The 15,333-nt window shown below is 69.1% G+C and carries 13 protein-coding genes; 10 read left to right on the forward strand and 3 right to left on the reverse strand.

Features of this window, described 5'->3' with window-relative positions:
- The first annotated feature begins 105 nt into the window (after nucleotides 1–105).
- From TX83_RS20235 to TX83_RS20250, 4 genes are all read left to right on the forward strand, one after another.
- On the forward strand, nucleotides 106–1,458 hold the full coding sequence (locus TX83_RS20235; protein ID WP_075575287.1) for an NTP/NDP exchange transporter: 1,353 nt from the start codon (nucleotides 106–108) through the stop codon (nucleotides 1,456–1,458).
- Nucleotides 1,455–2,579 carry an NAD-dependent epimerase/dehydratase family protein gene (locus tag TX83_RS20240; protein WP_064749792.1) on the forward strand — a complete coding sequence of 375 codons (1,125 nt, stop codon included), beginning with the start codon at nucleotides 1,455–1,457 and terminating at the stop codon, nucleotides 2,577–2,579. Before TX83_RS20235 ends, TX83_RS20240 begins: the two co-directional genes overlap by 4 nt.
- Nucleotides 2,580–2,688: 109 nt before the next feature.
- Entirely contained in the window at nucleotides 2,689–3,039 is a 351-nt protein-coding gene (locus TX83_RS20245) for a DUF1304 domain-containing protein (RefSeq protein ID WP_064749793.1), read from the forward strand.
- A gap of 438 nt (nucleotides 3,040–3,477) precedes the next feature.
- Entirely contained in the window at nucleotides 3,478–4,653 is a 1,176-nt protein-coding gene (locus TX83_RS20250) for an MFS transporter (RefSeq protein WP_064749794.1), read from the forward strand.
- 31 nt (nucleotides 4,654–4,684) lie between these two features.
- On the opposite strand, the gene TX83_RS20255 is transcribed toward TX83_RS20250, so the two are convergent.
- From TX83_RS20255 to TX83_RS20265, 3 genes are all read right to left on the reverse strand, one after another.
- Nucleotides 4,685–5,062, reverse strand: coding sequence for a hypothetical protein (locus TX83_RS20255; protein WP_064749795.1), 378 nt, complete (start codon nucleotides 5,060–5,062; stop codon nucleotides 4,685–4,687).
- Between the two features lie 80 nt (nucleotides 5,063–5,142).
- Nucleotides 5,143–5,619 (reverse strand): hotdog fold domain-containing protein, encoded by a 477-nt coding sequence (locus TX83_RS20260; RefSeq protein ID WP_064749796.1) that lies wholly within the window; start codon nucleotides 5,617–5,619, stop codon nucleotides 5,143–5,145.
- A gap of 417 nt (nucleotides 5,620–6,036) precedes the next feature.
- Nucleotides 6,037–8,523, reverse strand: a complete 2,487-nt coding sequence (locus tag TX83_RS20265) for an acyl-CoA dehydrogenase (protein WP_064749797.1) — start codon at nucleotides 8,521–8,523, stop codon at nucleotides 6,037–6,039.
- Between the two features lie 353 nt (nucleotides 8,524–8,876).
- Here TX83_RS20265 and TX83_RS20270 point away from each other — a divergent pair, with 353 nt between their 5' ends.
- From TX83_RS20270 to TX83_RS20295, 6 genes are all read left to right on the forward strand, one after another.
- Nucleotides 8,877–9,521 (forward strand): TetR/AcrR family transcriptional regulator, encoded by a 645-nt coding sequence (locus TX83_RS20270; protein ID WP_064749798.1) that lies wholly within the window; start codon nucleotides 8,877–8,879, stop codon nucleotides 9,519–9,521.
- 52 nt (nucleotides 9,522–9,573) lie between these two features.
- Nucleotides 9,574–11,367 carry a phosphoenolpyruvate carboxykinase (GTP) gene (locus TX83_RS20275; RefSeq protein WP_261370220.1) on the forward strand — a complete coding sequence of 598 codons (1,794 nt, stop codon included), beginning with the start codon at nucleotides 9,574–9,576 and terminating at the stop codon, nucleotides 11,365–11,367.
- 340 nt (nucleotides 11,368–11,707) lie between these two features.
- Nucleotides 11,708–12,295, forward strand: coding sequence for an RNA polymerase sigma factor (locus tag TX83_RS20280; protein WP_064749800.1), 588 nt, complete (start codon nucleotides 11,708–11,710; stop codon nucleotides 12,293–12,295).
- Nucleotides 12,292–12,903, forward strand: coding sequence for a hypothetical protein (locus tag TX83_RS20285; RefSeq protein WP_064749801.1), 612 nt, complete (start codon nucleotides 12,292–12,294; stop codon nucleotides 12,901–12,903). Before TX83_RS20280 ends, TX83_RS20285 begins: the two co-directional genes overlap by 4 nt.
- A 16-nt stretch (nucleotides 12,904–12,919) precedes the next feature.
- Nucleotides 12,920–13,873: a DUF4097 family beta strand repeat-containing protein gene (locus TX83_RS20290; protein WP_079248358.1), complete on the forward strand. Its 954-nt coding sequence runs from the start codon at nucleotides 12,920–12,922 to the stop codon at nucleotides 13,871–13,873.
- A 141-nt stretch (nucleotides 13,874–14,014) separates the two neighbouring features.
- On the forward strand, nucleotides 14,015–15,301 hold the full coding sequence (locus TX83_RS20295) for an aspartyl/asparaginyl beta-hydroxylase domain-containing protein (protein WP_428992585.1): 1,287 nt from the start codon (nucleotides 14,015–14,017) through the stop codon (nucleotides 15,299–15,301).
- Nucleotides 15,302–15,333: the final 32 nt, after the last annotated feature.

Below are 15,333 nucleotides of genomic sequence, written 5' to 3' on the forward strand. Positions count from 1 at the left end.
AGCGAAGGGTAACGGGAGGACCGGAATGCGCGAGGCCGCGGCGCCGCGCGCGTGCGCGGCTGCGCACGTCGCCGGCGGGAATTCGCCATCGCAGGATGCGTTCGCATGAGCGTGTCCGCGCGACTGCGCGAGGCCTCCGCCTCGCCGTTGTGGTGGGCGCTGTTGTACTTCTTCTGCCTGCTCTGCGGGTACTACGTGCTGCGGCCGGTGCGCGACGCGATGGGCGCGTCGGCGGACGCGACGGCGGTGTTTCCCGCGGCCTGGATCGACTGGGCGCAGGCGCACGGGTGGGCGCTGAAGGACTTCGTGCTGCAGGTTTTGTTCACCTGCACCTTCGCCGTCATGCTGCTGTTGCAGCCGGTCTACGGCGCCTTGGTGGCGCGTTTCCCGCGGCGGGTGTTCCTGCCGCTGGTGTATCTGTTCTTCATCGTCTGCCTGCTCGGTTTCCACTGGGCGTTCCAAACCCAGGCGTCCGGACGCGGCATGCTGTTCTTCGTCTGGATCGCGGTGTTCAACCTGTTCGCGGTGACCGTGTTCTGGAGCTACATGGCCGATGTGTTCGACGAGCATCAGGCGCGGCGGCTGTACGGCTATATCGGCGCCGGCGGCACCGCCGGCGCGGTGCTGGGACCGTTGCTGACCCAGGCCCTGGTCGGGGTCATCGGCGTGGCCCATCTGCTGTTGGTATCAGCGGCGCTGCTGTCGGTGTGCGTGTTGTGCATCGTGCGCCTGCGCGGCTGGGCGATCCGGCGCGAGCGCCGGCACGGCCTGGCCAGCGGCGAAGCGGCGATGGGCGGCTCGGTCTGGGCCGGCCTGCGCCTGGTCTGGCAGCGGCCGCTGTTGCGGGCGATGGCGATCACCCTGTTCTTCAGCGTCGGCGCGGCGACCCTGCTGTACAACCAGCAGGCCGCGATCGCGCGCGAGTTCTATCCCGATCCGGCTGCGGCGACCGCGTACTTCGCCCGCATCGACAGCGCGGTCAACCTGCTGGCGATCCTGACCCAACTGCTGCTCACGCGCTGGCTGCTCGGTCGTTTCGGGCCGGCGCCGGCCTTGCTGATGCCGGCGCTGGTGTTGCTGCTCGGCTTCGGCCTGCTGCTGGCCTCGCCGTTGCCGGTAATGGTCGCCATCGTGCAGGTGGCGCAGCGGGCCGGCGAGTTCGCCCTGGCCAAGCCGGCGCGCGAGACCTTGTACACCCGGGTCGACCGGCCCTCCCGCTACCAGGGCAAGGCGGTGATCGACACCGCGGTGTTCCGCGGCACCGACCTGGCTTTCGTCTGGATCCACAAGGCGGTGGCCGCGGCCGGCACCGCCACGGTGTTCGCCACCGGCGCGATCGCCGCGGCCGGCATGCTCGGCGGCGTCTGCGCGATCCTGCGCGCACGCCGCGGTCTCGGCGAGGCGGCCTCCGTCTCGGCCCTGCCTACTTCCGCCCAACCTTTGCGAGGTGAGACATGACTACCCGCCGCCGCGATTTTCTCGCCGCTGGCGCGGCCGCCGCCGGCCTGCTGGCGTTGCCGGCTTATGCGCGCGCCGCGATCAAGGCCAAGACCCAACCGCTGAGCTTGCTGGTGCTCGGCGGCACCGGTTTCCTCGGCCCGCATTTCGTCGAGGCGGCGCGCCGTCGCGGCCACAAGCTGACCTTGTTCAATCGCGGCAAGACCGCGCCGGAGAAATTCGCCGGCGAAGAGTTCAGCGACATCGAACAACTGCACGGCGACCGCAAGACCGACATGAAGGCGCTGGAGGGCGAGCGCCGCTGGGATGCGGTGTTGGACACATCGGCCTACCTGCCGGCCGACGTGACCCGCTCGGCCGGCCTGCTGGCGCCGCGCATCGGCCAGTATCTGCTGGTGTCGACGATCTCGGTCTACGCGCGCAACGACCTGCCGGCGGACGAGAACTCGCCCTTGGCCCAGCTCGCCGATCCGAACGTGAGCGAGGTGACCGGCGAGACCTACGGCGGGCTCAAGGCGCTGTGCGAAGCGGCGGCCGAACGCGAGGCGCCGGGGCGCACCACCATCGTCCGTCCTGGCCTGATCGTCGGCCCGGGCGACCGCACCGATCGGTTTACTTACTGGCCGGCGCGCGCCGACCGCGGTGGCGAGATCCTCGCGCCCGGCAGCGCCGAGGACCCGACCCAGTTCATCGATGTGCGCGACCTGGCCGAGTTCCTGTTGACCATGATCGAGCGCCGTCGCTTCGGCATCTACAACGCCGACGCCGCACCGGGCGCGTTGACCATGGGCGCGGTGTTGGACGAGTCGCGGCGCGCGGCCGGGGCCAAGTCGAGCCTGACCTGGGTGCCGGCGGATTTCCTCGAAGCGCAGAAGGTCTCGCCGTGGCAGGACATGCCGGCGTGGATTCCGGCGCGCGGCGAATACGCCGGCTTCGGCCGCACCTCGGTGGCCAAGGCCCAGGCCGCCGGCTTGCGTCATCGACCTTTGCGCGACACCGTCCGCGATACGTTGGCCTACTGGCGGCAATTGCCGGCCGAGCGCCGCGCCCAGCCCAAGGCGGGCATCGCGCCCGAGCGCGAGGCCGAGGTGCTCAAGGCCTGGCATGCCCGGACGACGTAGGCGATGGCGAAAGCGGCCCGGTGGGCGGCCGCTGCGCCGCTTCCGGTCCGCTATCGGCCTTCTTCTCTTCTGCCCTATGCTGGCGTGGATTCCCGCCTAGGACCGCGCCATGCCCTGGATCGCCATCGCCCTGATCGCCCTGGTCGCGCTGCTGCACCTGTACTTCCTGGTGCTGGAAATGTTTCTGTGGACCAAGCCGCTGGGCATGAAGGTGTTCCGCAACACGCCGGAAAAGGCCGAGCTGACCCGGGTGCTGGCGGCGAACCAGGGGCTGTACAACGGCTTCCTGGTGGCGGGCCTGGTCTGGGGCCTGGCCTGCGCGCGGACCGATGTGGCGACCTTCTTCCTGGCCTGCGTGGTGGTCGCCGGCGTTTACGGCGCGGCGACGGTCAGCCGGCGCATCTTCTACGTGCAGGCGGTGCCAGCGCTGGCCGCGCTGGCGGCGTTGTGGCTGCTGTAGCCGGCATCGAGGGGCGTCGTGCGGCGCGACTGCGCTGATCGCCCCGGCCACGGACCTTTCCCGCTGTCCGCACCGGGCTTCGCTGCGCGCTGCGTCGATGCGGTGCCTGGGCGCGATCCACGACCGCGCAGGCGTCGGCCAGACTGACCGAATCGAGCCGGAGGCACCAGCCCGCATCGCGGGATAAACAGTCCCGAATCGTCGCAAACGCGCTAAGTGCGCAGTTCGCAAGGCCGGCGGCCGCCGTTCGCGCTGCGGAACGATGAGGCTGCATGCGACGCGGTTTATCGGCCTGCCGCCGCCCGCTAGATTGACCCGCATGCACCGGCTCGCGGTGCGGTGTCTGTCTCCTCCTTCCCGATCTTGCGTCCGCGTAGCGGCCCTGCGCCGCTGTCGCGCGTGCTTTCGTCTTCCGGTATTCGTCTCGCGGAGTCTGTCGTGCTTCTTCCCCTGCTACTGCTTTCGGCCGCCGGGTTCACGGTGCTGACCACCGAATTCATCCTGGTCGGCCTGCTGCCGCCGCTGGCGCGCGATCTCGGTGTCAGCGTGTCGCAAGCCGGTTTGCTGGTGACCTTGTTCGCGTTCGCGGTCGCCGCCAGCGGTCCGTTCCTGACCGCGTATTTTTCGCGCTTCGAACGCAAGCGTTTGTTCATCGTGGTGCTGTTGCTGTTCGCCGCGTCCAATGCGATCGCGGCGATGGCGCCCAACCTGGGCGTGATGGCCTTGGCGCGGCTGATCCCCGCGCTCGGCGTGCCGGTGTTCTGGGCCCTGGCCAGCGAGACCGCGGTCGACCTGGCCGGGCAGGAGCGCGCCGGCCGCGCGATCTCGGTGATCTCGTTCGGGGTCATATGCGCGACCGTGATCGGCGTGCCGACCGGCACCCTGATCGCCGACGCCTTCGGCTGGCGCGCCGCCTTCGTCGCCCTGGCGATCGCCTCGCTGGTCAAGGCGGCGATGTTGTTCGCCTTCCTGCCCGACCACCGCAACGACCAGCCGCAACCGCGCCTGCTCGAGCAGTTCCGGGTGCTGCGCGACCCGCGCGTCGGCGGCCACGTGCTGCTGTCGGTGATCCTGTTCACCGGCATGTTCACCGCCTATACCTACCTGGCCGACCTGTTCGAGCGCCTGGCCGGCTTCGACGGGCAAGTGGTGGGCTGGGCGCTGATGGCCTTCGGTGCGGTCGGCCTAATCGGCAACAGCCTCGGCGGCCGCTACGTCGACCGCCACCCGCTGGCGGTGTCGTTGATCTTCAGCGTGCCGATGGCGCTTGGCCTGGTCCTGGTGGTGCCCTCGATCCAGTCGTTGCCGTTGTTCGCAGCGACCCTGGCCCTGTGGGGCGTGACCCAGGCCGCGCTGTTTCCGGTCAGCCACGTGCGGGTGATGAAGTCGGCGCCGCAAGCCCCGGCCTTCGCCGCCTCGCTCAATATCTCCGGCGCCAACCTCGGCATCGGCGTCGGCGCCATCGTCGGCGGCCGGGTCATCGACGCGATCGGCGTCGGCGCGCTGGGCTATGCCGCGGCGGCGATCGTGGCGGTGTCGGTATTGCTGGGCCTGCTGTTGTTGGCGGCAGGGGGCGGCCGGCCGCCGCAGGCGGGCGAGGGCGCAGTCGCCTGAATCGTCGCCGCCGGGCTGCCGGGCGTGCCGATCAATAGAACAACGGCGCAGCGAAAACCGCCGCGCCGAGCACGAACAGCGCGGTCAGCGCATGAATCATCGGCCGGTTGATGCGCAGGAACACGAACTGCTCGATCGTCCGCCCGACCCAGAACAAGGCCATGCCGGCCAGCACCGCGCGGCCCAGCGCGGTGCTGCGCAGCTCGTCGGTGTAGAAGAAGCACAGCGCGGCGATGCCGAGCAGGACGTAGATCAGGCGCAGGTTGAGGATCTGCAGGATCGCGCGGTCGGCGACGGTGGCGGCCTGCAGGTTGCGGCGCCAGCCGAACAGTTTCCAGAAGGCCATGTGGAAGGCGGCGAAGGCCAGACTGTGCAGGCCGCCGAGCCAGATCCAGGCGCTTGCGCTCATGGCAGGTCTCCCGATGCCGAGTGCCTTAGGGCCGGATGCTACGCCGGCCTGCGGCCGCAGGTTGTGCCCGGAGCGCGGGATCAGCCGCGTTTGGGCTTGGGCGAGACGCGCATCGCGATGCGGGCGCGGAACACCGCGTCGCCGGCGGGATCGGTGACGACGACGTCGACCGGCAGGTCGTAGGCGCTGTCGGATTCGACGATGGGTGCGGCCGGGGTGGCGACGGCGCGGACCGTGCCGACCGCTTTCTTGAGATATTCCACGCTCATGCCGACCGGGATCCAGCGCATCGACCGGGGGATGCTGACGTCGGTCATCACCCCGCCGGTGAGTTCGGCCAGGTTGCACATGGCGATGGCGTGGACGGTGCCGAGGTGGTTGGTGATGGCGCGGCGGTGGCGCATGGTCGCGCTGCAACGGCCCGGTTCGAGGGACTCGAAACGCGGCGAGATGCTGGCGAAGTAGGGCGCCTTGAAGCAGACGGCGCGGCTGAACAGCCAGTGGCCGGCGGGGTAGCGGGTGAGCTTGCGGTAGAGGGCGAGGACGTTGGCGCTCATGGCGGTGGCAGGGCTGGGCTGAATTGAATTGAATTGAATTGAATTGAATGATGAAAGGGGCGGATGGCTTCCGGACGTCGATCCCGCTAGGGCATGAATCCAGCGGCTCTATCGCGAGATGGCTTTGAAGGCTCGGGGTCCTCCCTTCGCGAGGATGACGGTAGACGGGATGTGCGCGCGGCTGGATCTGGACTCCGCCGAGGCATGATCGTTCCGGATGCCGGATGCCGGATGCCGGATGCCGGATGCCGGATGCCGGATGCCCAAATCCCAAATCCCAAATCCCAAATCCCAAATCCCAAATCCCAAATCCCTAATCCCTAATCCCTAATCCCTAATCCCTAGTCCCTAATCCCTAATCCCTAATCCCATATCGAAAACGGCGGCCCCAGGCCGCCGTTTTCGGTTCCGCAAGGCTTACGCCGCCGCGCGGGTATCGCCGTGATGGCCGCCGTCGTCGGCGTAGGGCTTGTAGCCCGCCGAGCGCAGTTCCGCGGCGTCGAAGTCGTCGACGCTGATGGTGTCGATGGTCATCTCGCGCAGTTCTTCCAGCTGTTTGCGCTCCTCGGCGGTGATCCAGCCTTCGCGCACGCCTTCGTCGAGCTGGCTGGCGAAGTCCAGCGCCTGGATGTCGCTGTTCTTCAGCGCCTTGAGGAACTTGCGCTCGACCGGCTCGGCCAGGATCACCTTCTGCAGGTAGCTGTTGATGCGGCCGGCCGGGTTGTTCGCGCAGGGGGTGGTGAACACGCCCTCGGCGAGGCGGTCGCGGGCGTCGTTGGGCGACATCAGCAGCGACGCGGCGCGGTGGCCGAGGCGGTCGCTCGGCGCCTGGGCGCGGCGGCCCCAGGGGAAGATCAGCGCCCACAGCAGCCAGCCGACCGGACGGATCGGGAAGTTGCGCAGCGCGCCGGACAGGGCCAGTTCGATCTTGTGCACGGCATCGTGGAAGGCCCAGGCCAACAGCGGCTGGTCGCCGGCCGGACGGCCCTGGTCCTCGTAGCGCTTGAGCATGCTGCTGGCGATGTACAACTGGCTCAGCACGTCGCCCAGGCGGCCCGACAGCGACTCCTTGAACTTCAGCTTGCCGCCGAGCAGCAGCATCGAGGTATCGGCCATCAGCGCCAGAGTCGCCGAGTAGCGGTTGAGCTTGCGGTAGTAGCGGCGGGTGTAGGTGTCGCCCGGGGCGGCACCGAGCTTGGCGCCGGTGATGCCGAACCACCAGCTGCGCACCGCGTTGGAGATCGCGAAGCCGATGTGGCCGAACAGGTTCTGGTCGAACTCGCGCAGCGCCTGCGCCTTGTCCGGCAGCATCGCCGCCTTCATTTCCTTGAGCACCCACGGGTGGCACAGGATCGCGCCCTGGCCGAAGATCATCAGCGAGCGGGTCATGATGTTGGCGCCTTCGACCGTGATCATGATCGGCAGCGCCTGCCAGTTGCGGCCGGCGTAGTTCTTCGGACCGAGGATGATGCCCTTGCCGCCGTGGATGTCCATCACGTCGGTGGCGACTTCGCGCGCCATCTCGGTGCAGTGGTACTTGGCGATGGTCGAGGGCACGGCCGGGTTTTCGCCGCGTGCGACCGCGGCCGCGGTGGCCTGCGACAGCGCGCTGATCGCATAGGCCTTACCGGCGATGCGGGCCAGCGCTTCCTCGACGCCTTCGAAGCGGCCGACCGACAGGCCGAACTGCTTGCGGATGCGGGCGTAGGCGCCGGTCACGACCGCGCCCATCTTGGCGCCGCCGCTGCCGGAGGAGGGCAGGGTGATCGAGCGGCCGATCGACAGGCATTCGACCAGCATCTGCCAGCCCTTGCCGGCATAGGCTTCGCCGCCGATCAGCTGGCTCAGCGGGATGAACACTTCCTTGCCGTGAATCGGACCGTTCTGGAAGGTGCAGTTGAGCGGGAAGTGGCGACGGCCGACTTCGACCCCGGCGGTGTCGCGCGGCAGCAGGGCCAGGGTGATGCCGATGTCGCGCTTGTCGCCGATCAGGCCGTCCGGGTCGTACATGCGGAAGGCCAGGCCGATCAGGGTCGCGACCGGGGCCAGGGTGATGTAGCGCTTATCGAAGGTGAGCTTGACGCCGACCACGCGGGCGCCGTTCCAGTCGCCCATGGTGACGATGCCGTAGTCTGGAATCGAGGTCGCGTCGGAACCGGCCCAGGGGCCGGTCAGGCCGAAGCAGGGCACTTCGCGGCCGTCGGCCAGGCGCGGCAGGTAATGCTCCTTCTGCTCCTTGGTGCCGTAGTGCATCAGCAGCTCGGCCGGGCCCAGCGAGTTGGGCACGCCGACGGTGGAGCTGACCACGCTCGACACCGAAGCCAGCTTCTGGATCACCTTGTGGTTGGCCAGCGCCGAGAAGCCCAGGCCGCCGTATTCCTTCGGGATGTTGAGGCCGAAGAACTTGTTCTTCTTGACGAAGTCCCACAGCGCCGGCGACAGGTCCGCATCGATGTGCGTGATCTGCCAGTCGTTGGTCATCTTGCACAGCTCTTCGGTCGGGCCGTCGAGGAAGGCCTGCTCCTCGGCGGTCAGCTCCGGCTTGGGCTGCGACAGCAACTGCTGCCAGTCCGGCTTGCCCGAGAACAGCTCGCCTTCGAAGCCGACCGTGCCGGCCTCCAGCGCGGTGCGCTCGGTTTCCGACAGCGGCGGCAGGATCTTGGTGTAGAAGCCGAGCAGCGGCTTGGTGATCAGCGGCAGGCGGATCTGCGGGATCAGCAGCGGCACCGCGATCAGCGCGACCAGCACCGCGGCGACGACGGTCGCGGTCGGATTGGCGCCGAGCAGGTAACAGCCGACCAGCACGGTGGCGGTCAACGCGGCCCAGACCGGCAGACGGAGGCGGTGGTAGGCGGCGATGGCGCCGACGAGAAGGAAGGCAAGGAAGGGGATCGCGATACTCATGGCGGCGCTCCGGAGGATGCGGCTAAGACTCAAGCTAGTCGGATGCGCGTGACGCCGGCGGCGATGGCGGGACCGGCCTCCGTGCGGCGCCCCGGCATTCAAACGCTGGCATCAAACGCGTAACATACGGCCGAGTATGGAATCGCGTTTCTGAGCTGTCAACCGGGCGCGGGATTGGGGAGTGGGGATTGGGGGATTCGTGCGCGGCGGCCGGAAGGGCGTGGGGTTTCTGAATGGGACTCGGGCTTTTGCTTGAACGAATCCCGAATCCCGAATCCCAAATCCCTACTCCCGTCGCTTTTGCTGCACTGCGTACTGTTCCCGACCATGGCGTATGGTTAAACTTGTCATCCATGAGCCAGACCGCCCCGACCAAGCCCGAGCCGAAGCTCGACACGACCGCCGCGACCGAGTCCAAGGCCGAGGCGAAACCCGAGCGCAGCGGACGATTGAGCGCCGACGATTGGGCGCAGGCCGCGCTCGATCTGATCGCCGAACAAGGCGTCGCGGCGGTGGCGGTGGAGCCGCTGGCGCGCCGGCTCGGCGTCACCAAGGGCAGCTTCTACTGGCATTTCCCCTCGCGCGATGCGCTGCTGGTGGCCGCGCTCGAGCGTTGGGAAAAAGTCGAGCAGGAAACCGTGTTCGGCCAGCTCGAACCGATTCCGGACCCGCGCCAGCGCCTGCGCTCGCTGTTCCACCTCGTCGCGCACGAGGTCAAGTCGCACATCATCTATTCCGAGTTGCTCAAGGCGCTGGATCATCCCGCCGTGCAGCCGGTGATCGGCCGCGTTTCCGAACGCCGCCTGGATTACCTCACCGCTTCCTTCCGCCAGGCCGGCCTCAGCCGCACCGATGCGCAGCATCGCGCCCGCCTGCTCTACGCCGCCTACGTCGGCTTCCTGCAGCTGAACCTGCAGCTGCACCAGACCCGCATGCAACACGACGAATTCGAGGCCTATGTCGAGCACATGATGGCCACGCTCATTCCGTCGTCGTAAACAAGTTTCCCTATCGTTTCCCCGGCTGGAGAGCAATGCCGTGAATGCCAATTTGAAAGATCCCGCCCCCGCGACTGCCGTGCCGGGGAGCGCGGGCAGTTCGTTGCCGGCCCTCAATCACTGGGTGGCGCAGGTCGCCGCGCTGACTCGTCCGGACAAGATCCACTGGTGCGACGGCAGCGATGCCGAGAACGAAGCGCTGATCGCGCAGATGCTCGCCGACGGCACTCTGGAAAAGCTCAATCAGGACACTCATCCGGGCAGCTATCTGCACCGCTCGCATCCCGACGACGTCGCCCGCGTCGAACACCTGACCTTCGTCTGCACCCGCGAACGCGACGACGCCGGCCCGAACAATCACTGGATGGCGCCGGCCGAAGCGCACGCCAAGATGGACGAGCTGTTCGACGGCTGCATGCAGGGCCGCACCCTGTACGTGATCCCGTACTGCATGGGCCCGATCGACTCACCGCTGGCGCGTTGCGGCGTGGAGATCACCGATTCGCCGTACGTGGTCGCCAACATGCGGGTGATGACCCGCATGGGCGCCGCGGCGCTCGCGCGCATCGAGCGCGGCGATTCGTTCGTGCGCGGCCTGCATTCCATCGGCGAGCTCGACCCGGAGCGCCGCTTCATCATGCATTTCCCCGACGAACTGACGATCAAGTCGTTCGGCTCGGGCTACGGCGGCAACGCCCTGCTCGGCAAGAAGTGCCACGCCCTGCGCATCGCCTCGCACCAGGCGCGCCAGGAGGGCTGGCTGGCCGAGCACATGCTGATCGTCGGCATCGAGAACCCGCAGGGCGAGACCCATTACGTCGCCGCGGCGTTCCCGTCGGCCTGCGGCAAGACCAATCTGGCCATGCTGATTCCGCCGGAAGGCTACCGCCAGGCCGGCTGGAAGGTGTGGACGGTCGGCGACGACATCTGCTGGATGCGTCCGGGCGCCGACGGCCGCCTGTACGCGATCAACCCGGAAGCCGGCTACTTCGGCGTCGCGCCGGGCACTTCGGCCAAGTCCAACCCGAACGCGCTCCAGTCGATCCAGAACAACACCATCTTCACCAACGTCGGCGTCACCGCCGACGGACAGCCGTGGTGGGAAGGCCTGGACAACGGCCAGACCCCGGTCACCGACTGGCGCGGCAACGCCTATGACGCCGCCAAGGGCCCGGCCGCGCATCCCAACGCGCGCTTCACCGTCTCGGCCAAGCAGTGCCCGAGCTACTCGCCGGAAGCCGAGAACCCGGCCGGCGTGCCGATCTCGGCGATCGTGTTCGGCGGCCGCCGCGCCTCGCTGGTGCCGCTGGTGTTCGAGGCCCGCGACTGGACCCACGGCGTGCTGGTCGGCGCCGCGATGGGCTCGGAAACCACCGCCGCCGCGACCGGCGCGGTCGGCGTGATGCGCCGCGACCCGATGGCGATGAAGCCGTTCTGCGGCTACAACTTCGCCGACTACTTCGGTCACTGGCTGTCGTTCAACCAGGCCGGCGCCCAGCTGCCCAAGGTCTTCCACGTCAACTGGTTCCACAAGGGCGACGACGGCAAGTTCCTGTGGCCGGGCTTCGGCGACAACCTGCGCGTGATCGAGTGGATGATCGGCCGGGTCAAGGGCGAGGCCGGCGCCAGCGAAACGCCGATCGGCCACTTGCCGAAGGCCGGCGACCTCAATCTCGACGGCGTCAGCCTGAGCGAGGAGGCCCAGGCCAAGCTGTTCGGCTTCGACCACGCCGGTTGGAGCGCCGAATTCGACAGCATCGGCGAGTACCTGCGCGAGTACGGCCCGCGCATGCCGCAGGCCCTGCACGACGAGCAGCAGCGCATCGCGGCCGCGCTGAAGGGCTGAGCGAGCGATGGCCGAAACCTGCCTCTCTCGCGTGCGGCGGGGGTGAGCGCTCCCTTCTCCCGCGAGCGGGAGAAGGTGGCCCGAGGGGCCGGGTGAGGGCGAGCGGGCGGCTGTGGTCGAGATGCCGCTGCGCGGGTTTGCCCTCACCCCAACCCTCTCCCACAAGCGGGAGAGGCGCTTAAGCCGAGCCGCAGTTGCCTTCTCCCGTTTGCGGGAGACGATGGCCCGAAGGGCCGGATGAGGGGAGGGCGCGCGGGTTGCGGCGGCCGAGCCGGCGGGCTGCGTTGTTCCGCTGCGAATGCGCTTAAACCCTGAGTCCCGGCCCCGCATCGGACTCAGTATGCTGACCGCCGTGACCGACTCCCTACCCGATTTCGCCGCCCCAGCCGAGGCCGACGACGACCGCGCACTGGTGGCGGCGGCCGCGTCCGGCGGTGTGGCCGCCTTCGAGACGCTGTACCGACGCCACGCCGGCCGGGTCCATGGCGTGATCGCGCGCCTGGTCGGCCACGCCGGCGCCCGCGCCGAGGATCTGACCCAAGAAGCCTTCGTGCGCGCCTGGCAAGCGCTGCCGACCTTCCGCTTCGAGTCGGCCTTCGGCACCTGGCTGCACCGGCTGGCGGTCAACACCGCCCTGATGGAACTGCGCGGGCGCCGCAGCCGGCCACTGGAAGACAACGACGAAGACGCCTTCGACGGGATCGGCAGCGCCGACTCCGCCGGTCACGTCACCGCGCTGTCGATGGACCTGGAGCGGGCGGTCGCGACCCTGCCGCCGCGGGCCCGCGCGGTGCTGGTCCTATACGACGTGGAAGGCTGGAAACACGAGGAGATCGCCGCCGAACTGGGCATGGCGGTCGGCAGTTCCAAGGCGCAATTGCATCGCGCGCGCGGCCTGCTGCGCGCGCGGCTCGGAGAACAGGCATGAACGAGCAGCTTCCCCCGTCCAACCCGTCGGCGCGCGATGTCGACCTGTCCGACGCGCTGCGCTGGCAACTGCGCGCGATGCGCCGCGACCAGCCGCCGGCCGCCGACCTGTGGCCCGGCATCGCGGCCCGGCTCGGTCCGCAGCAGGCGATGGGCGTGGAACCCGCCGCGGCGCCCGCACCGGCGGCGCAGGCCGACACGGTCGTGGTGCTGCCGCGTCGCGAACGCGACGGGCGCTCGCGCTGGATGGCGCCGGTCGCGCTGGCGGCAGGCGTCGCCGCGTTGGCGATCGGTATCGCCGCGCACTTCCGCGCTCCGGACGCGGGTCCGGGCGAAGCCGGTCTGGCCGCGCAGAGCGGCGCGCCGGCCAGCCTGGTCCAGCGCGAAGCCGACGGCATGACCCGCCAGTACCAGGCGGCGCTGCAGGAAATCGCCCCGGCGACGCGTCAGTCCGGCGAACTGCAGCCGGCGTTCGACGAGCTCGACCGCAACGCGGCGCTGATTCTCGACGCGCTCGCCCACGACCCCGATTCGCGGCTGCTGCTGGAGCAACTGCGCCGTACCTACGCACGACGCCTCGCGCTGGCCCAGCGCGTGGCCTACACCTGATCCCAGGAGGACGCTCATGTCTCATGTCCCTACTTCGTTCCGCCGCGTTCTCCGCGCCCGCACCGCGTTCGGCTTGCTGAGCCTGGCTTTGGCCGCGGCGATGCCGGCGCTGGCGGCGACGCCGATCAACCAGAGCCGGCCGCTGGACCCGCTGGGCAGCGTCGAAATCGACAACGTCAAAGGCCTGATCCAGGTGCGGGTCTGGGACCGGCCGGAGGTCAAGATCGAAGGCAGCCTGGGCGAAGGCGTGGAAAAGCTCGAGATCGAAGGCGACCGCCAGCAGCTGTCGATCAAGGTGCGCTACCCCAACCGCGGCAGCGGCATGGGCTTCCTGGTCGGCGGCGGCGACAGCGGCGAGCCGACCGAATTGCGGGTGACCGTGCCGCTGCAGGCCAAGCTGGAGATCGACGCGGTCTCGGCCACGGTCGACGTCAACGGCGTGGCCTCGCGCGAGCTCAGCATCGACAGCGTCAGCGGCGACGTCACCGTCGCCGGCGCGCCGCGCGAGGCCGAGATCGACAGCGTCAGCGGCGACCTGCGGCTGACCCTCAACAGCCGCAAAGTGTCGGCGCAGACGGTCAGCGGCGATCTCAGCCTGCGCGGCCGGCTCGGCGGCGAGGTCGACGTGGAAACCGTGTCGGGCAAGATCGACCTGGCCACGCACCAGTCGCAGCTGAGCAAGCTGTCGGGCAATTCGGTGTCCGGCGATCTGCGCGCCAATGTCGCGCTGGCGCAGGGCGGCGAAATCTCGCTGGAAACGGTCAGCGGCGACGTGCGCCTGACTCTGCCGCGCAGCCTCTCGGCGACCGTGCGCGGACAGAGCTTCAGCGGCGACCTGGAAGCGCCGGACGCGCAGATCCAGCGGCCCAAGCACGGCCCGGGCTCGAGCTTCGAGCACCGTTACGGCAGCGGCAGCGGCAAGGTCCGCATCGAGACCTTCTCCGGCGACGCGAGGCTGGACTTGAACTGAGCCGCACCGGTCGCGTCCACGGCCGGCGGGCGGCAAGCGATCCTCGGGCATGAACGGCGGGCAGGCGCGGCGACGCGCCTGCCCACCGCTTTTTTGCGCGGACCGCGCCACGCGGCGCGTCGGTCGCGGTATGTTGCGCCGATATCCACCGGGGCGGGGCCGCACTTGAGCCAACAGATCGATCAACTGGTCCAGGCCGCCGGCCTGGCCTCGCGCGCGGGACGCTGGCAGGAGGCCGAGCGGCTGTGGCAGCAGGTCCGCGCACTGGCGCCGCAGCATCCGCAGGCGCTGTACAGCCTGGGCATCCATGCGCTGCAGCGCGGCGATGCCGGCGCCGCGGTCGAGCTGCTGCAGGCCGCGCACCGCGCCGCGCCGAACGACCCGATGATCCTGCTGTCGCTGGGCATGGTGCAGCGCGAGCGCGGCGACGCGCAGGCCGAATGGGAGGCGATCGGCGCCGCGCTGACGCTGGACCCGTATTTCCTCGCCGGGCTGCTAGCCAAGGCCGCTTATCTGGAGCGCCATGGGCGCGCGCGCGAAGCCGCGCAGGCTTACAAGAACGCGCTCACCGTGGCGCCGCCGGAGCCGCACTGGCCGGACATGCTGCGCCAGCAGCTCTCGCACGCCAAGGCGCGGGTCGGGCAGTTTCAGGACGAGTTCGCCGAGTTCCTCGCCCATCGCGTCGGCGGCCCGCGCGCGGCGCTGGAGGCCGGGGCGCTGGGGCGCTGGGACGAAGCCGCGTCGATCATGGTCGGACGCAGCAAGCCCTACCATTCCGACAGCAATCAACTGTACGTACCGCGGCTGCCGGCGATCCCGTTCTACGACCGTGCCCGGTTCCCCTGGGTGCCCGAGCTGGAGGCGCGCACCTACGACATCGTGCGCGAGATGCGCGAAGTGCTGCGCAACGAGCAGGCCGAGTTCACGCCCTACATCGAGTACCAGCCCGGCGATCCGGTCAATCAGTGGCGCGAGCTCAACCACTCGCGCCGCTGGAGCACCTACAAGCTGTGGAGCTACGCCCAGCCGGTGCACGAGCACCTGCAGCGTTGCCCGCAGACCCGCGCCGCGCTGGAAGCGGTGGAGATGGCGCAGATCGCCGACGTCTGCCCGAACGCGATGTTCTCGGCGCTGGCGCCGCATACCCATATCCCGCCGCATCACGGCGAGACCAACGCCCGCCTGGTGGTGCATCTGCCGCTGATCGTGCCGGAAGGCTGCAGCTACCGGGTCGGCTACGAGCGCCGGCATTGGACGGTCGGCGAGACCTTGATCTTCGACGACTCGATCGAGCACGAAGCGCGCAACGACAGCGACGAACTGCGCGTGGTGCTGATCTTCGACGTGTGGAACCCGCTGCTGTCGCTGGCCGAGCGCGACATGGTCGACGCGATGATGCGCGCGCACCGGGAATTCCTGACCGGCTGAAGTTCAGGGGGGAGCCGGAGACGGGAAGAGCC

Source organism: Lysobacter antibioticus HS124 (genome assembly GCF_000336385.2).
GTDB classification, from domain to species: domain Bacteria; phylum Pseudomonadota; class Gammaproteobacteria; order Xanthomonadales; family Xanthomonadaceae; genus Lysobacter; species Lysobacter firmicutimachus.